Source organism: Klebsiella michiganensis (genome assembly GCF_015139575.1).
Taxonomy (GTDB): domain Bacteria; phylum Pseudomonadota; class Gammaproteobacteria; order Enterobacterales; family Enterobacteriaceae; genus Klebsiella; species Klebsiella michiganensis.
Genome location: NZ_AP022547.1, coordinates 2189188 through 2207217, shown reverse-complemented (window position 1 = coordinate 2207217; position 18030 = coordinate 2189188). Strand labels below are relative to the sequence as shown.

The 18030-nt window shown below is 56.1% G+C and carries 16 protein-coding genes; 7 read left to right on the top strand and 9 right to left on the bottom strand.

From position 1 onward, the window contains the following. Positions 1 to 78: 78 nt before the first annotated feature. The gene (zwf, locus tag JLG71_RS10450; RefSeq protein WP_004122041.1) at positions 79 to 1554 is read right to left on the bottom strand and encodes a glucose-6-phosphate dehydrogenase; all 1476 of its coding nucleotides are present in this window, start codon (positions 1552 to 1554) and stop codon (positions 79 to 81) included. 325 nt (positions 1555 to 1879) lie between these two features. Between zwf and JLG71_RS10445 the strand changes: the two genes are divergently transcribed. Both JLG71_RS10445 and pyk read left to right on the top strand, forming a co-directional pair. Next, a complete protein-coding gene (locus JLG71_RS10445; RefSeq protein WP_161505349.1) occupies positions 1880 to 2785 on the top strand; it encodes a MurR/RpiR family transcriptional regulator in 906 nt (301 codons plus the stop codon). Positions 2786 to 2910: 125 nt separating this feature from the next. Further along, positions 2911 to 4353, top strand: a complete 1443-nt coding sequence (pyk, locus tag JLG71_RS10440) for a pyruvate kinase (RefSeq protein WP_004852109.1) — start codon at positions 2911 to 2913, stop codon at positions 4351 to 4353. Between the two features lie 64 nt (positions 4354 to 4417). On the opposite strand, the gene JLG71_RS10435 is transcribed toward pyk, so the two are convergent. Then, a complete protein-coding gene (locus JLG71_RS10435; protein ID WP_046878051.1) occupies positions 4418 to 5752 on the bottom strand; it encodes a 2-hydroxycarboxylate transporter family protein in 1335 nt (444 codons plus the stop codon). 417 nt (positions 5753 to 6169) lie between these two features. Between JLG71_RS10435 and JLG71_RS10430 the strand changes: the two genes are divergently transcribed. The 3 genes from JLG71_RS10430 (at position 6170) to dcuR (ending at position 9645) form a co-directional block, all read left to right on the top strand. After that, positions 6170 to 7117, top strand: coding sequence for an AEC family transporter (locus JLG71_RS10430; RefSeq protein WP_025106124.1), 948 nt, complete (start codon positions 6170 to 6172; stop codon positions 7115 to 7117). A gap of 62 nt (positions 7118 to 7179) precedes the next feature. Further along, on the top strand, positions 7180 to 8865 hold the full coding sequence (locus tag JLG71_RS10425; protein WP_048260997.1) for an NAD-dependent malic enzyme: 1686 nt from the start codon (positions 7180 to 7182) through the stop codon (positions 8863 to 8865). A gap of 63 nt (positions 8866 to 8928) precedes the next feature. After that, positions 8929 to 9645, top strand: coding sequence for a two-component system response regulator DcuR (gene dcuR, locus JLG71_RS10420; protein WP_025106122.1), 717 nt, complete (start codon positions 8929 to 8931; stop codon positions 9643 to 9645). 27 nt (positions 9646 to 9672) lie between these two features. Here dcuR and lpxM read toward each other — a convergent pair whose 3' ends face one another. The 3 genes from lpxM to znuA form a co-directional block, all read right to left on the bottom strand. Beyond that, on the bottom strand, positions 9673 to 10659 hold the full coding sequence (gene lpxM, locus JLG71_RS10415) for a lauroyl-Kdo(2)-lipid IV(A) myristoyltransferase (RefSeq protein WP_064375493.1): 987 nt from the start codon (positions 10657 to 10659) through the stop codon (positions 9673 to 9675). 117 nt (positions 10660 to 10776) lie between these two features. Then, the gene (gene mepM, locus JLG71_RS10410; protein ID WP_004852121.1) at positions 10777 to 12099 is read right to left on the bottom strand and encodes a murein DD-endopeptidase MepM; all 1323 of its coding nucleotides are present in this window, start codon (positions 12097 to 12099) and stop codon (positions 10777 to 10779) included. Positions 12100 to 12114: 15 nt separating this feature from the next. Further along, positions 12115 to 13059 (bottom strand): zinc ABC transporter substrate-binding protein ZnuA, encoded by a 945-nt coding sequence (znuA, locus tag JLG71_RS10405; RefSeq protein WP_064391868.1) that lies wholly within the window; start codon positions 13057 to 13059, stop codon positions 12115 to 12117. A gap of 78 nt (positions 13060 to 13137) precedes the next feature. On the opposite strand from znuA, the gene znuC reads away from it, so the two are divergent. After that, complete coding sequence (znuC, locus tag JLG71_RS10400) at positions 13138 to 13890, top strand: zinc ABC transporter ATP-binding protein ZnuC (protein ID WP_014229853.1); 753 nt, start codon at positions 13138 to 13140, stop codon at positions 13888 to 13890. Then, positions 13890 to 14675 carry a zinc ABC transporter permease subunit ZnuB gene (gene znuB, locus JLG71_RS10395; RefSeq protein WP_116279953.1) on the top strand — a complete coding sequence of 262 codons (786 nt, stop codon included), beginning with the start codon at positions 13890 to 13892 and terminating at the stop codon, positions 14673 to 14675. The genes znuC and znuB overlap by 1 nt, the downstream gene beginning before the upstream one ends. Before the next feature lie 208 nt (positions 14676 to 14883). Here znuB and ruvB read toward each other — a convergent pair whose 3' ends face one another. The 4 genes from ruvB to JLG71_RS10375 form a co-directional block, all read right to left on the bottom strand. Continuing rightward, a complete protein-coding gene (gene ruvB, locus JLG71_RS10390) occupies positions 14884 to 15894 on the bottom strand; it encodes a Holliday junction branch migration DNA helicase RuvB (protein WP_004852130.1) in 1011 nt (336 codons plus the stop codon). Positions 15895 to 15902: 8 nt separating this feature from the next. Further along, positions 15903 to 16514: a Holliday junction branch migration protein RuvA gene (gene ruvA / locus JLG71_RS10385; RefSeq protein WP_004103390.1), complete on the bottom strand. Its 612-nt coding sequence runs from the start codon at positions 16512 to 16514 to the stop codon at positions 15903 to 15905. Positions 16515 to 16595: 81 nt separating this feature from the next. Further along, positions 16596 to 17117 (bottom strand): crossover junction endodeoxyribonuclease RuvC, encoded by a 522-nt coding sequence (ruvC, locus tag JLG71_RS10380; protein WP_014229855.1) that lies wholly within the window; start codon positions 17115 to 17117, stop codon positions 16596 to 16598. A gap of 154 nt (positions 17118 to 17271) precedes the next feature. Continuing rightward, positions 17272 to 18012 (bottom strand): YebC/PmpR family DNA-binding transcriptional regulator, encoded by a 741-nt coding sequence (locus JLG71_RS10375; protein ID WP_004122063.1) that lies wholly within the window; start codon positions 18010 to 18012, stop codon positions 17272 to 17274. Positions 18013 to 18030: the final 18 nt, after the last annotated feature.

Here is an 18030-nt window from a genome sequence, read left to right as displayed (position 1 = left end):
TTAAAAGATTAAAAATTACGCGACTTGCTGCGTCAGATCATGTTACCGGTAAAATAACCCTGACGGAGGAGCTGGCGATTACTCAAACTCGTTCCACGAACGACCGTCGCGGGTGATCATCGCCACGGAGGCAACCGGCCCCCAGGTACCCGCCTGATACGGTTTCGGCGAATCACGATCGGCAGCCCAGGCTTCAGTGATGGAATCGACCCACTTCCACGCCTCTTCCACTTCATCACGACGGACGAACAGCGCCTGGATACCGCGCATCGTTTCCAGCAGCAGGCGCTCATAGGCATCCGCCAGGTGGGTTTGATTAAAGGTTTCCGAGTAGCTCAGATCCAACTTGGTGATCTGCAGGTTATGCTTGTGGTCAAGTCCGGGAACTTTGTTCAGCACCTGGATATCCACCCCTTCATCCGGCTGCAGACGAATGGTCAGCTTATTCTGCGGCAGCTCTTGCCAGGTCTCTTTGAACAGGTTCAGTTCCGGCGTCTTGAAGTAAACCACGACTTCGGAACACTTGGTCGGCAGACGTTTACCGGTACGCAGGTAGAACGGTACGCCCGCCCAGCGCCAGTTGTCGATATCCACGCGGATCGCCACGAAGGTTTCTGTATGGCTGGACTTGTTGGCCCCCTCTTCCTCGAGGTAGCCCGGCACTTTTTTGCCCTGGGCAAAACCGGCGGTGTACTGGCCGCGCACCGTTTTTTCACGCACGTTGGTGCGGTCAATGCGGCGCAGCGATTTCAGCACCTTCACTTTTTCATCGCGGATGCTATCGGCAGTCAAATCTGACGGCGGGGACATGGCAATCATGCACAGAATTTGCAGCAGGTGGTTCTGGATCATGTCGCGCATCTGCCCGGCCTGATCGAAGTAGCCCCAGCGGCCCTCAATGCCCACCTCTTCCGCCACGGTGATCTCGACGTGATCGATGGTGCGGCTGTCCCAGTTATTGACGAACAGCGAGTTGGCAAAGCGCAGCGCCAGCAGGTTCAGCACCGTCTCTTTACCCAGATAGTGGTCGATACGGTAGACCTGGCACTCTTCAAAGAACTCACCCACCCGATCGTTGATCTCGCGGGAGGTTTCCAGGGAGGTACCCAGCGGTTTCTCCATCACCACGCGGGCCGGCTTGGCGTTCAGCTTCGCTTCACCCAGACCTTTGCAAATCGCGCCAAAGGTACTCGGCGGCATGGCGAAATAGTTAATGGTCACCCGCTCTTTTTGATCGAGCATTTTGCCCAGGCGAGTAAACGCTTTGGTATCGTTGACGTCAAGGTTACAAAAATCCAGACGCCCGCTCAGGGTCTCCCACAAACCTTCATCGATTTTCTCCTTCATGAAGGTTTCCATCGCTTCACGGACTACCTTGGTGTAAGCGTCTTTGTCCCAGTCGGCGCGACCGACGCCGATGATGCGGGTGTCAGGGTGGATCTGGCCCGCTTTTTCAAGCTGATACAGGGAAGGCAGCAATTTACGTCGCGCCAGGTCACCCTTCGCGCCGAAAATGACCAGATCGCATGCCTGGGCCGTTTGCGTTACCGCCATGTCATTCTCCTTAGTTGATAGCCCGGTGCTTATGCCAGACTATAGTTGTATTTGTAATTTTCTTTCACTGCATCGTACTGTGTTTACGAATTTCCCGAAACCCTCAGCGGCCGTTCCCGCTGCTAAATCGCACTGGGTGGAAAATAGAGGCTGAGATTTTGGGCATGCGGCTAATATTGTTCGTTGTTTCGACCGATTATCAGTTAGTAAAATACGACTCTGATCATGTAATGAAAAAAAACAACATATTTTCAGGTCATTCCTCACCGTTTCCGACTACGGAGGGGTATATTCTTGCTAAAACGCCTGATGATTTCACCCATTAATGAAATCGCTTCCATTGATGAGCGCCCGATTACCCATGAATATGCTGGAAAAAATCCAGTCCCGGCTGGAACACCTTAGCAAATCTGAACGCAAAGTGGCGGAAGTCATCCTTGCTACCCCCGCGCAGGCCATTCATTCAAGTATTGCCGCCCTGGCGCTGGAAGCCGGCGTCAGCGAGCCCACGGTTAACCGTTTCTGCCGCAGCCTGGAAACGCGCGGTTTCCCGGATTTCAAACTGCATCTTGCACAAAGCCTGGCGCACGGTACGCTCTATGTTAACCGCAACGTCGATGAAGACGACAGCGTTGAGTCCTATACGGGAAAGATATTTGAGTCAGCCATGGCCAGTTTAGATCAGGTCCATCATTCTCTCGACATGTCGGCGATCAATCGCGCGGTTGACCTGCTCACGCAGGCGAAGAAAATCGCCTTTTTTGGCCTGGGCTCTTCGGCCGCCGTCGCCCACGACGCGATGAACAAGTTTTTCCGTTTTAACGTGCCGGTGATCTATTCCGACGACATCGTCCTGCAACGCATGAGCTGTATGAACTGTAATGACGATGATGTGGTGGTGATCATCTCGCATACCGGCAGGACTAAAAGCCTGGTGGAGCTGGCTCAGCTGGCCCGCGAAAACGATGCGATGGTGATCGCGATTACCTCCCCCGGCACGCCGCTTTCCCGGGAATCAACGCTGGCGATTACCCTGGACGTACCGGAAGATACCGATATCTATATGCCGATGGTCTCCCGCTTAGCGCAGCTGACGGTGATTGATGTCCTGGCGACCGGCTTCACCCTGCGGCGGGGAGCAAAATTCAGAGATAACTTGAAGAGGGTCAAGGAAGCGCTCAAGGAATCGCGCTTTGATAAAGAGCTCAGCGTACACAGCAATGACCAATAAAAGTAGAAACAAAGCACTATCCTATTACACCGTCGGTAACGTTCCGGTATAGCGACTTTGCTCGTCGGCGCTACCGAATCCATGTTCACGCAACACCAAAGTTGTTTCAGTCAACGGAGTATTACATGTCCAGAAGGCTTCGCAGAACCAAAATCGTGACTACCTTAGGCCCGGCTACCGACCGCGATAACAACCTTGAGAAGGTTATTGCCGCAGGCGCTAACGTGGTACGTATGAACTTCTCTCACGGCACCGCGGAGGATCATCAGATCCGTGCGGATAAAGTCCGTGAGATTGCGGCGAAACTGGGCCGTCATGTCGCGATTCTCGGTGACCTACAGGGGCCGAAAATCCGCGTTTCCACCTTCAAAGAAGGCAAAATTTTCCTCAATATCGGCGATAAATTCCTCCTCGACGCAAACCTGGGTAAAGGCGAAGGCGACAAAGAGAAAGTCGGCATCGACTATAAAGGGCTCCCGGCTGACGTGGTTCCGGGCGACATTCTGCTGCTGGACGACGGCCGCGTACAGCTGAAGGTCCTGGAAGTTCAGGGCATGAAGGTGTTCACCGAAGTCACCGTCGGCGGACCGTTGTCCAACAATAAGGGGATTAACAAGCTGGGCGGCGGCCTCTCGGCAGAAGCGCTGACGGAGAAAGACAAAGCGGACATCATCACCGCCGCCAAAATTGGCGTCGATTACCTGGCCGTCTCCTTCCCGCGCTGCGGCGAAGACCTGAACTACGCTCGTCGCCTGGCGCGCGATGCCGGCTGCGATGCCAAAATCGTCGCCAAAGTCGAGCGCGCGGAAGCGGTATGCGATCAGGACGCGATGGATGACGTGATCCTCGCCTCCGACGTTGTCATGGTGGCACGCGGCGACCTCGGCGTGGAAATCGGCGATCCGGAGCTGGTCGGCATCCAGAAGGCGCTGATCCGCCGCGCCCGTCAGCTGAACCGCTCGGTCATTACCGCGACGCAGATGATGGAGTCGATGATCACCAACCCGATGCCAACCCGCGCCGAAGTCATGGACGTGGCGAACGCCGTGCTGGACGGCACCGACGCCGTGATGCTGTCGGCAGAAACCGCCGCGGGCCAGTATCCGTCTGAGACCGTTGCCGCGATGGCGCGCGTCTGCCTCGGCGCGGAAAAAATCCCCAGCCTCAACGTCTCCAAGCACCGCCTGGACATTCAGTTCGATAACGTGGAAGAAGCCATTGCGATGTCCGCCATGTACGCGGCGAACCACCTCAAGGGCGTCACCGCTATCATTACCATGACGGAATCCGGTCGGACCGCGCTGATGACTTCCCGCATCAGCTCCGGCCTGCCGATTTTCGCGCTGTCTCGCCACGAGCGCACGCTGAACCTGACCGCGCTGTATCGCGGCGTGACCCCGGTGCATTTCGATAGCGTCAATGAAGGCGTAGCCGCTGCGCACGACGCGGTAACGCTGCTGCGTGATAAAGGCTATCTGGTGACCGGCGACCTGGTTATCGTCACTCAGGGTGACGTGATGAGCACCATCGGTAGCACCAACACCACCCGCATTCTGACCGTCGAGTAAGCCTCTCCACCTACCTGCCAGCGCCGCAGCTGGCAGGTATTTTTTTGCCCCCTCGCCCGCTAAACTACGCAAGCCAGCTCAACAATAGCGTGGCGGTAATCACCGTCGACGCGCCGCCGATACGGGTGGCTATCTGGGCAAAAGGCATTAATCCCATTCGGTTTGATGCCGAGAGAATGGCAACGTCTCCCGTCCCCCCAAGCCCGCTGTGGCAGCTGGTGACGATGGCCGCTTCGACCGGGTACATATTCAGACGAGAAGCGATAAGAAAGCCGCTTAGCGCCATCGCAATGACGATTGAGCCACAAACCACCACGTAGCCAACCGAGAAGACCGCGACCACGCTTTCCAGAGGAACATACAGCATTCCCAGGCCTATCATCAGCGGCCAAACCAGCGCGGCGGAGACGAACTTGTAGCAGCTGTGCGCCCCCAGTTCCATCGCCGCCGGGATAACCTTCGCGTATTTGCAAAATACCGCGGCCAGAATCATCAGCACCGGCCCCGGAATATGCACCACCTTTTCCAGCAGACCGCCGACGATAAAAAACGCGCAAATCATTAATAATCCGGCCCCCATCAGCTGGAAATCCGTGGGCTGCGCGCGCTGATTTTGCGCAAAGACGCTGTTATCTTCATGGCTGCGGATCAGCATTCCGCTGCCGGAGAGCGAAGGACGTCGCGTCCCCATGCGCGCCAGAAAACCGGCGCAGATGATGGCGAAAATGTTGCCCACCACGGCAGCCGGCGCCAGCTGCGCCACGTAAACGTCGGGCGTTTGCCCGAGAATAGCTGAATAGGCCAGCGAGAGGGGCAGGATCCCTTCACCGATACCGCCGCCGATGATCGGCACGATAATAAAGAAAAAGGTGTGGTAGAAACTATAGCCAACCAGGCTGCCCACCAGCAGGCCGGTTAAGATCGCCGCCCCGGTCCCCACCACCAGCGGGACAAACATACGTACCATTCCCTGAATCAGGATGGTTCTGTTCATGCCCAGAATGCTGCCGACGACCAGGCAGGCGATGACGAAATAGAGGAGGTTGGCCTCTTTCATCAGCAAGTGCACGGTATCGAGGGTATGCGCTTCGAACATGCCGAAATAGACCAGCACCGACGGCGTCATCAGGCACAAAATGGCCGGGCCGCCAACCTCCTTGAGGATTGGCACCATTCGGCCAATTTTAGCCAGCGCGAACCCCAGGGTCATGATTACCGCCAGACCGCCAATCATGTTCTTCGGCAGCAGGCCTGCGGTCGCGGAGATGGCAACAATTGCGGCTATCCCGATAAAGAGCACCAACGGCACGGCGCCGACCTCAATATTGGATAAAAGTCGTGGCGCCTGCCCGCTCGGCAGCGTTTTATCTATCGGGTGGTTGAGTGAGTTATTTTCCATATTTTTACCTGAATAATGATGTCACGTAGGGTATCGACGCAATATTAAAAGCGCGCAATCAAATAAATAAAAAAGTGCCAGGCAAAATACCAATGAAACAAAAAAAACGTTAGCACAGGACGTTAACATTAAAAAATAAAATCCAGGTTTTACTGTCGTGCTTTGTGACTAAAGCATAATATTTATTTTAAGTAATTTAATTTATTACCCTGAAACTAAAGTTACCGGCATCGGTATAACTGAATAGCAGAGAGATAAAGTGATGATTCTGTCCTTTTTTCTCTATTTGTAAGTAAAGTATTTAAGGCGAAATTATTTAAACCCCAGCGACTGTGATGACTATCACCTTTTAAATATTATGGGATCGCTAGATTAAAAAAACACAACGTAGCCGATAATATATTTTCAGGACATCTTATGCCTTCACTGCTCTTAGAATCCCTTTTTCCCCTGGTGTTTATCATGCTGCTCGGATGGCTAAGCGGTAAGCTGGGCTATACCCGCCGCGAGGATGCGTCCGTACTGGCCACGGTGGTCATTCGTTTCGCGCTTCCCTTCCATCTTTTTATCGGCGCACTGAATACTCATCCCGATAAGATGAAAAACTTCACCTTTATGGCGGTGTTAGTCATCGGTCTGATGGGGTCATATATCCTCACGCTCCTGATCTCACGCTATGTTTTTCGTCATGATATTAAAACCAGCGCGATTCAGTCCCTGGTGTGCGCGTTCCCCGACATGGCCTACTTTGGCGCTCCCGTGCTTGCGGTGCTGATTGGTCCGGAGGGTTTTCTCGGCGTGCTTATCGGTAACCTGGTGACCAGCGTATTGATGATCCCCCTGACCATCATCCTGATTCGCATGGGTGACAAGCGCGGCCGCGCTGACGCGGAACAGCCTAATCCGCTGCGGCTTATCCTGCAAAACCTGTTTAAAGCCGTCCGAAACCCGATCGTCTGGATACCGATTTCCGGGGTACTGCTCAGCCTTGCCGGAGTACAGCTGCCGCACATGCTGAGCATGCCCATTGAGATGGTGGGAAAAGTGGCGGGCGGCCTCTCCCTGTTCGCCCTTGGGCTGCTATTTTACGGCGAACGTCCTACGGTCAATATTCAAACCTGTACCAATATCAGCATCAAGAATCTGCTCCAGCCGGCCATGATGGCCGTAGCCGGCCTCGCCTTCGGGCTCAGCCATAGCCTGATGCAGCAGGTCATTATCATCGGCGCGACGCCTTCCGCCATTGCGGCAGGGATGTTTGCCCTGCGCAGCGATACCTATATCGAGCCCGCCTCATCCTCTATTTTGCTCGGTACCGCAGTGGGCGTCGTCACTGAAGGATTCATGATTTATTTAATCTCTTAATCACTGAAATAAAGCCCGAAGAATTCCGGAAATTATTTATTATGATATTCAGGAGTCATCAAATGTTAGCCACAGAAACCTTATATACGCCCTATAACGGCGCCGTGCTGCTGGAAAACCCGTTATTAAATAAAGGTCTCGCGTTTACTGAAGGTGAACGGACCGCGTTTAATCTTCAGGGTCTGCTGCCGCATAATGTCGAAACGATTGAAGAGCAAACCGCGCGCGCGTGGGGGCAGTTTTGCCAGTTTAAACGGGATATTTCGCGCCATATCTACCTGCGAAATATTCAGGATACTAACGAGACCCTATTCTATAATCTGCTGCGCAGCCATATGAAAGAAACGCTGCCGATCATCTATACCCCAACGGTAGGTGAAGCATGTGAACACTTCTCTGAAATTTATCGCCGGGGACGCGGTCTGTTTATTTCATGGCCTAACCGTCACAACATTGATGAGATGCTGCAGGGCTTTTCCCGCAATGATATCAACGTTATTGTGGTGACCGACGGCGAGCGCATTCTTGGCCTCGGCGACCAGGGGATTGGCGGCATGGGGATCCCGATTGGTAAACTCTCGTTATATACAGCCTGCGGGGGTATACACCCGGCATCAACGCTCCCCATTATGCTGGACGTGGGCACCAACAACGCCCAGCATCTTGAGGACCCGCTGTATATGGGCTGGCGTCATCCGCGTATAAGCGACGAGCAGTACATGGAATTTATGGACATGTTTGTCCATGCCATCACGCAGCGCTGGCCCAATGTGCTACTACAGTTCGAAGATTTTGCGCAAAAAAACGCCACCCGGCTTCTTAACCGCTATCGTCACCAGCTGTGCTGTTTCAACGATGATATTCAGGGCACGGCAGCCGTGACCTCAGGTACGCTGATCGCTGCCGCCGCTGCTGCCGGTACGCGGATCCGCGATCAGCGCGTGGTGTTTCTCGGCAGCGGATCAGCCGGATGCGGGATAGCGGAAAAAATCATTGCGCTGATGGTTGATGACGGGCTCTCAGAGCAGGAAGCGCGCAATCGCATCTTTATGGTCGACCGCCCTGGCCTGTTGACCGATGAGATGCCGGATTTGCTGGACTTCCAGCAGGGCCACGTCACGCCGCGGAAAAATCTTACCCGCTGGGATACCAGTGCGGCCCACCTGTCGCTGATGGATGTTGTACGCAACGTCCATCCCACCGTACTGATTGGCGTATCCGGCCAGCCGGGACTGTTCAGCGAAGAGATTATCAAAGAGATGCACCGGCACTGCCCGCGTCCGATTATTATGCCGCTGTCCAACCCGACCTCCCGCGCCGAAGCCCAGCCGAAGGATCTGCTGGAATGGACCCGGGGGAATGCGCTAATTGCCACCGGCAGCCCGTTCGCGCCCGTATTCTATGACGGTAAGACCTACGATATCGCACAGTGCAACAATGCCTATGTTTTCCCCGGTCTGGGGCTGGGGATTCTGGCCAGCAAAGCGGCGCGCGTGACCGAAGGGATGCTTATCGCCTGCAGTAAAACCCTGGCCGCCCACTCGCCTTTGGCCACCCGCGACGCCGGCGGATTACTGCCGCCGGTCGACGAGATTGAGATGATTTCCCGGGCAATTGCCGCAGAGGTCGCACGCGCGGCTCAGCAGGATGGCGTCGCGCCGCAGATTGACGAGGCTCAGCTGGCCGCGAATATCGATAAAATGTTCTGGCGAGCGCGCTACACCGCGTATAAACGATCGCCATTTTGATCGCCATCCCAGACACATATTACGGGAAGCGCGCCGGCTTCCCGCCGCACCGGGAAACCCCGCATGATTAATGTGCTGATTGTCGATGATGATTCCATGGTGGCCGAGCTGAACCGGCTGTTTCTCAGCCGGGTGGCGGATTTCCACTGCTGCGGCGTGGCCCCCACGGTCCGCGAAGCCAGGGAGATGCTCAGCCATTTGGCGCAGGTCGATCTGGTGCTGCTGGATGTCTACATGCAGCAAGAGAACGGGTTGGATCTGCTGCCCGCGCTACGCGCCGATGCGCGAAATATTGATGTCATTATGATTACCTCTGCTGCCGATAGGTGCACGGTTCAGACGGCGCTGCATTATGGCGTGGTCGATTACCTGATTAAACCGTTTCAGTTTCCGCGCTTTGAGGAGGCGCTGTTGTCATGGCGTAAAAAGCGCGATCTGAAGAATGCGAAATCCAGCTACGCCCAGGCCGATGTGGACAGCCTGCTGCGCAGCGGGGTTCAGCAGCAGGAAAGCGCACGCCGCTTGCCGAAAGGGCTTACGCCGCAGACGCTTCGTCTGGTGTGCCAGTGGATTGACGCCTGGCAGGAACGTGACTTTTCGACCAATGAACTGGCCGCGGCGCTGCAGATATCCCGGGTCTCATGCCGCAAGTATCTGATTTGGCTAGAGCAGATAAATATCCTCTACACCACCAACCATTACGGCATCACCGGTCGTCCGGAATATCGTTACCGGCTCGTTGCCGATCATTTGGCGCTACTCAAACAATACGGCCAATGAACCCGGTGAGGCCATTGGCTGCGATTTTCACCCCTGATGCGGCTTCTTCCTGGGGTACAGCTCTTTACGCTTGTAGGGCTCGATTTCACCCGGCTTGCGCGTTTTCAGCAGCTTGAGGATCCAGGTGTACTGCTCGGTATGCGGCTTCACGAACACTTCCACCTCTTCGTTCATCCGCCGGGCGATAGTGTTATCGTCCGCTTCCAGCAGATCGTCCATCGGCGGGCGCACCAGCACCGTCAGACGATGCGTTTTACCATCATAGACCGGGAACAGCGGTACGACGCGGGCGCGGCAGACTTTCATTAAACGGCCGATCGCCGGGAGCGTCGCTTTATAGGTGGCAAAGAAATCAACAAACTCGCTGTGCTCGGCGCCGTGATCCTGATCCGGCAGATAGTAGCCCCAGTACCCCTGACGCACCGACTGAATAAACGGTTTGATCCCGTCGTTGCGCGCGTGCATACGTCCACCGAAACGACGGCGCACGGTATTCCAGACGTAATCAAATACCGGATTGCCCTGATTATGGAACATCGCCGCCATTTTTTGCCCGCCGGAAGCCATCAGCATCGCCGGAATATCCACGCCCCAGGCATGGGGAACCAGAAAGATCACTTTCTCGTTGTTTCTCTGCATCTCCTCGATGATCTCTTTGCCCTGCCAGTCGACGCGAGAAAGAATGCGCTGCGGGTCGCGCAGGCCTAACTCCGCCATCATGACCATCGCCTGCGGCGCGGAGGCATACATTGCATCAATAATGGCTTCTCGTTCCTGCTCACTCTTTTCCGGGAAACAGTACAGCAGGTTAATCTGCGCCCGACGGCGCGAACTCTTTGCCAGGCGCCCCACAAAGCGCCCCATTTTGCCGAGAATCGGATCGCGGAAAGAGGCCGGCGTCAGAGCGATACCGGCGAAGGCAAAAACCCCTAACCACGCGCCCCAGTAGCGCGGTAGCAAAAAGGATTTTTCAAATTTTGGAATAAATTCAATATTATTTTTTTTCGTTTCCATGCCCAATCCGCAGAATTTCCGCTCAATAAAGATAATGGGTTAGTTTAGCGATACGTTGAGTAACGTACAAAAGAAAAAGCCGGCGCACAGCGTGCACCGGCTTTAACTGACGGAAGGTTAGTCAAACCGCAGCTGCGGAATCACCTGTTTTGCCTGCGCCAGATAATCGGTACGGTCGGAACCGCTGAGCCCTTCCGTACGCGGCAGTTTCGCCGTTAGCGGGTTGACCGCCTGCTGGTTGATCCACACTTCATAATGCAGATGCGGACCGGTAGAACGCCCGGTGTTGCCCGACAGCGCAATACGATCGCCACGTTTCACCTTCTGCCCGGGTTTGACCAGCAGCTTACGCAGGTGCATATAGCGGGTGGTATAGGTGCGACCATGACGGACGGCGACGTAATAACCTGCCGCACCGCTACGTTTAGCCACCACCACTTCGCCATCCCCTACCGACAGCACCGGCGTGCCCTGCGGCATCGCAAAATCGACGCCACGATGCGGCGCGACGCGGCCGGTCACCGGGTTCAGACGACGCGGGTTAAAGTTCGAAGAGACGCGGAACTGACGTGCGGTCGGGAAGCGCAGGAACCCCTTCGCCAGGCCGGTACCGTTGCGGTCGTAGAATTTGCCATCCTCAGCGCGGATCGCGTAATAGTCTTTACCCTCCGAGCGCAGGCGCACACCAAGCAGCTGGCTTTGCTCGCGCTTACCGTCGAGCATTTCACGCGACATCAACACGGAGAATTCATCGCCTTTTTTCAGCTTACGGAAGTCCATCTGCCACTGCATGGCTTTGATCACCGCGCTGATTTCGGTACTGGTCAGGCCGGCATCGCGAGCGCTGGCGACGAAACTGCCGCCTACGGTACCTTTCAGTACGCTATTGACCCAGTCGCCTTTTTGCAGCTCGCTGCTCATTTTGAAACCGTTTGCAACCCGATCGTAGGTGCGGGTTTCGCGGCGCGACATCTCCCAGGTCAGGCTTTGCAGGTCGCCGTCCGCCGTCAGGGTCCAGGAGAGCTGTTGACCAATTTTCAGATTACGCAGCTCTTTATCCACCGAGGAGAGCCGGGCGATATCGCCCATATCAATGCCGTACTGATTAAGAATGCTGCTAAGCGTATCGCCGGTCGAGACCACATATTCGTGGCCACCGGAATCGCTATCCGCCTTGTCATCCAGCTCGTCCTGAGGGATAGCCTCTTCTTCCTGAGGCGCCTGATCGATGGGTTCCGAAGCTTCTGGCAGCAGCGAACGAATTTCGCTTTGTTCCAGCTCGATGGTTCTGGTGATGGGGGTGGATTCAGGATGGTGGTATATGTAAGGCCGCCAGACGGCGACCGCTAATGTAAGAACGCTAAGCGACCCCAGCATAACGCGGTGAGGTCGTGGCAGATTGTTAAATGCCTGAGTGACAGCGCGGGCTATCTGTTGCACGTATTCACTTCCTCGTTATTCTCCTTTCAGGCAGCTTGAATACTGATTCGCCATCTGGCTCAGGAATTGCGGGTAACTATCTTTACCCAGCTTAATTCCGATTCCAAGTGGATCCAGGGTTCCCATGCGCACGGACGTTCCCCTGGCAACAGCTTCGATGACCGCTGGCCTGAACTGTGGCTCAGCAAAAACGCAAGTTGCTTTTTGCTCAACCAGCTGTGTTCTGATTTCGTGTAAACGCTGCGCACCAGGCTGGATTTCAGGGTTGACAGTAAAATGGCCCAGAGGGGTCAAACCGTAATGTTTTTCAAAGTAGCCGTAGGCGTCATGAAAAACGAAATATCCCTTCCCTTTCAGCGGTGCCAGCTCGGTCCCAACCTGCTTGTCGGTTGCGGCTAATTTTGCCTCAAAATCCTTCAGGTTGGCGTCAAGTTTGGCTCGACTCTGCGGCATAAGTTCCAATAATTTATCGTGGATTGCAACCGCCGAAAGGCGCGCTATCTCTGGGGAAAGCCACAGATGCATGTTATAGATGCCGTGATGGTGATCGTCATCACTATTTTCCCCGGCGCCATGGTCATGACCGTGATGGTCGTCGTCGTCGTCGGTGCCTTTCATGAGTAACGGTTTCACGCCGTCAAGCTCGGCAATCGTCACCTTTTTGTTCGGCGCAATGCTTTGCGTTGACTTATCCATAAACGCCTCCATCTCTGGACCAATCCAGACCACTAAGTCTGCGTTCTGTAAGCGTTTTGCATCCGATGGCCGCAGCGAATAGTCATGCTCCGAGGCCCCGTCCGGCAGCAGTACCTGCGTCTGTGTCACCCCATCCGCGATAGCGGAAGCGATAAAACCCAGTGGCTTAAGGGAAGTGACAACCGCGGCGCTGGCCAACGGCGCATGGGCGAACAAAAAAGCGGCGCTAAGTCCAGCGCAAAGAAGCGTATTTTTATGTAACATAATGCGTCTAATCATCGTATAGAATGAGAGAGATGTGATATTATAACATTCACTGGCTTGTGCAACCTCTAATTTGATATGACAAATCTTGTAACTCTGGAAAACGTCGCGGTCGTTTATGGCCAAAGGCGCGTGCTGTCTGACATTTCGCTAACGCTAAAGCCGGGCAAAATTTTAACCTTACTGGGGCCAAACGGCGCCGGTAAATCGACCCTCGTGAGAGTGGTTCTGGGGCTGGTAGCACCCTCGGAAGGGATTATCAAACGCGACGGGCATCTGCGGATCGGCTATGTGCCGCAAAAGCTGCACCTTGATGCTACCCTGCCGCTGACCGTCAGCCGCTTTATGCTTTTACGTCCGGGAACGCACAAACGCGACATTCTGCCAGCGCTTAAGCGCGTGCAGGCCGGGCATCTGATCGACGCCCCTATGCAGAAGCTTTCCGGCGGAGAGACCCAGCGGGTACTGCTGGCGCGGGCGCTGCTCAATCAGCCGCAGCTGCTGGTGCTCGACGAGCCGACGCAGGGCGTTGACGTCAACGGCCAGGTGGCGCTTTACGATCTGATTAACCAGCTGCGCCAGGAGCTTGATTGCGCCGTACTGATGGTTTCTCATGACCTGCATCTGGTGATGGCCAAAACCGACGAAGTGCTGTGCCTGAATCAGCATATTTGCTGCTCCGGCGCGCCGGAAGTGGTCTCTATGCACCCGGAATTTATCTCGATGTTCGGCCAGCGCGGCGCGGAACAGCTAGGGATCTATCGCCATCATCATAACCACCGCCACGACCTGCAGGGGCGGATTGTACTGCGTCGGGGAAATGACCGTTAATGATTGAATTACTGCTCCCCGGCTGGCTGGCCGGAATGATGCTCGCCTGTGCGGCGGGTCCGCTGGGATCGTTCGTCGTCTGGCGCCGGATGTCCTACTTCGGTGATACCCTGGCCCACGCCTCTCTGCTCGGCGTGGCTTTTGGTTTACTGCTCAACGTCAATCCGTTCTATGCGGTCATCGCGGTGACGCTGCTGCTGGCGGGCGGCCTGGTGTGGCTGGAGAAACGCCCCCACCTGGCGGTAGACACGCTACTCGGCATCATGGCGCACAGCGCGCTGTCGCTGGGCCTGGTGGTGGTCAGCCTGATGTCAAACGTGCGCGTCGATCTGATGGCCTATCTGTTCGGCGATCTGCTGGCGGTGACGCCGGAAGATTTGATCTCCATTGCGATTGGTGTGGTTATCGTGCTGGCGATCCTGCTCTGGCAATGGCGCAACCTGCTGTCGATGACCATTAGCGCGGACCTGGCGTTTGTTGATGGAGTTAAGCTTCAGCGGGTCAAGCTGCTATTGATGCTGGTGACCGCGCTGACCATCGGCGTGGCGATGAAGTTCGTCGGGGCGCTGATTATCACGTCGCTGTTGATTATTCCCGCCGCAACGGCCCGCCGCTTTGCCCGTACGCCGGAGCAAATGGCGGGAGTGGCGGTTGGCGTGGGAATGATTGCGGTTACCGGAGGATTGACCTTCTCGGCGTTCTACGACACGCCGGCGGGGCCTTCCGTGGTGCTGTGCGCCGCGCTGCTGTTTATTTTCAGCATGAGCAAGAAACCGGCCGCCTGACGCTTATGCGCCCGCGTCAGCCGTCATCAAAACTCGGCAGACGGCTATGGGCTCATGGCCGTCTGCGGACGTTGTAGCCCGGCTAAGGCGTTCACGCCGCAAGCCGGGACATCAAACCGCAATACCGCTTCAGCTATTTCCCCGGCTTGCGCTCCGCTTAGCCGGGCTACTGGCCTCTGCAGTCTGCCGTTTTATAGCCGGACAACGATTACGGCATTTCCGGCGGCGTAATGCCGAAGTGGGTCCAGGCCCGTACCGTCGCCATTCGCCCGCGCGGCGTACGCTGTAAAAAGCCCTGCTGGATCAGATACGGCTCCAGCACGTCTTCAATGGTTTCCCGCTCTTCACCGATGGCCGCCGCCAGGTTATCCAGGCCGACCGGCCCGCCAAAGAATTTATCGATGACCGCCAGCAGCAGCTTACGGTCCATATAATCAAAGCCTTCCGCATCCACGTTGAGCATATCCAGCGCCTGAGCGGCAATCTCCTCAGAGATACGCCCGTCGTAGCGAACCTCGGCAAAGTCACGCACCCTGCGCAGCAGGCGGTTGGCGATTCGCGGCGTACCGCGCGCGCGGCGCGCGACCTCCAGAGCCCCCTCTTCGCTCATCTCCAGTCCCATATAGCGGGCGCTGCGGCTGACAATATGCTGCAGGTCCGGGATCTGGTAGAACTCCAGGCGCTGAACGATGCCAAAACGGTCGCGCAGCGGTGATGTCAGCGAGCCGGCGCGAGTCGTCGCGCCAATCAGGGTAAACGGCGGCAGATCGATTTTTATCGAACGCGCCGCGGGCCCTTCGCCAATCATGATATCCAGCTGATAATCTTCCATTGCCGGATACAGGACTTCTTCGACCACCGGCGACAGGCGGTGGATCTCGTCGATAAACAGAACGTCGTGGGGCTCAAGATTGGTCAGCATCGCCGCCAGATCGCCCGCCTTCTCAAGCACCGGGCCGGAGGTGGTGCGCAGGTTAACGCCCATCTCGTTAGCGACGATGTTTGCCAGGGTGGTTTTCCCCAGCCCCGGCGGGCCAAAAATCAGCAGGTGATCGAGCGCGTCGCCGCGCAGCTTCGCCGCCTGGATAAAGATCTCCATTTGCGAACGGACGTGCGGCTGGCCCACGTACTCTTGCAGCAATTTAGGACGAATTGCGCGATCGGCCGCCTCTTCAAAACCGCTGCTGTCCGCCGATACCAGCCTGTCTGCTTCAATCATCCCTTACCTCACAACGCGGCGCGGAGCGCTTCGCGAATTAGCGTTTCACTGTTGGCATCCGGGCGTACGATTTTGCTGACCATCCGGCTGGCCTCCTGAGGTTTATAGCCCAGCGCCACCAGCGCGGCAACCGCTTCCTGTTCAGCATCATCGTCAGACGGGCCGGCCGGCGACGTCAGGACCAGATCGGCTGCCGGCGTAAACAGATCGCCGTGCAGTCCTTTGAAGCGGTCTTTCATTTCGACAATCAGACGTTCCGCGGTTTTCTTGCCGATACCCGGCAGCTTCACCAGCGCCGCCAGCTCCTCGCGCTCAACGGCATTGACAAACTGCTGCGCCGACATGCCGGAAAGGATCGCCAGCGCCAGCTTCGGACCGACGCCGTTGGTTTTAATCAGCTCTTTAAACAGCGTGCGCTCCTGCTTGTTGTTAAAGCCATACAGCAGCTGTGCATCTTCACGAACGATAAAGTGGGTGAAAATGATCGCCTCTTTACCCACGTCCGGCAGCTCATAGAAGCAGGTCATCGGCAGATGAACCTCATAGCCTACGCCTCCCGTTTCAAGTAAAACCAGCGGGGGTTGTTTTTCGAGAATGATGCCTCTGAGTCTGCCTATCACATGGAGCTCCTGGATTAAGGGCCGAAAGTCTAATGCGGTATCATAAAAAAAGGCTGGATAGATATCCAGCCTGATTTCAGGTTATCGTAAGCGTCCGCGCGCCAGGTTCAGGCGGCTTTCGCCGATCTGAGCCGCGTTCTGGCTGACGTGGCAATGGGTGATGGCGATGGCTAAAGCATCCGCCGCATCCGCCTGCGGGTTAGCCGGCAGCTTAAGCAACGTGCGCACCATGTGCTGCACCTGGCTCTTTTCCGCGCTGCCGATGCCGACAACGGTCTGCTTTACCTGCCTGGCGGCGTACTCAAAGACCGGCAGGTCCTGATTCGTCGCCGCGACAATCGCCACGCCGCGCGCCTGGCCAAGCTTCAGCGCCGAGTCGGCGTTCTTTGCCATAAACACTTGTTCGATGGCGAAATAGTCCGGCTGGAACTGGGTGATAATTTCCGTCACGCCCGCATAGATAAGCTTCAGGCGAGACGGTAAATCATCCACTTTCGTGCGAATACAGCCGCTGCCCAGGTAGCTAAGCTGGCGTCCAACCTGGCGGATGACGCCATAACCAGTGACGCGTGACCCCGGGTCAATGCCGAGAATAATGGCCATCACGCGCCTCCGGTCATAACTAACCCGTGAGACCCTAAAGATTTCAGTTCACAGCCAGGCGGCCACGCAGCGCATCCCCGGGAGCGTAGATTCACTGCGTGACCGGGGTAAGCGAGGAGAGCCAACACCGCTATGGACTGAAAGATCACGGGTATCACAGGGTTGCGGCGACCTCATCAGAGATCTCGCCGTTGTGATAAACTTCCTGCACGTCGTCGCAATCTTCCAGCATATCGATCAGTCGCAGCAGTTTCGGCGCAGTTTCCGCGTCCATATCCGCTTTGGTTGACGGGATCATCGAGACTTCAGCGGCGTCCGCTTTCAGGCCGGCGGCTTCCAGCGCATCGCGTACCGCGCCCATCTCTTCCCAGGCGGTATAAACGTCAATCGCGCCGTCGTCATAGGTCACAACGTCTTCCGCGCCCGCTTCCAGCGCCGCTTCCATGATCGCATCTTCGTCGCCTTTCTCGAAGGAGATAACGCCTTTTTTGCTGAACAGGTAGGAAACGGAACCGTCGGTCCCCAGGTTACCGCCGGTTTTGGTGAAGGCATGACGTACTTCCGCCACGGTACGGTTGCGGTTGTCGGACAGACATTCAACCATTACCGCCGTGCCGCCAGGACCGTAACCTTCATAGATGATGGTTTCCATGTTCGCATCATCATCGCCGCCGACGCCGCGCGCGATAGCGCGGTTCAGGGTGTCGCGGGTCATGTTGTTGCTCAGCGCTTTGTCGATTGCCGCGCGCAGACGCGGGTTAGAACCCGCATCGCCGCCGCCCAGACGCGCGGCGGTGACCAGCTCGCGAATAATTTTCGTAAAGATCTTACCGCGCTTGGCATCCTGTGCCGCTTTGCGGTGCTTGGTGTTGGCCCATTTACTATGACCTGCCATAAAAAACTCTCCAAAAAA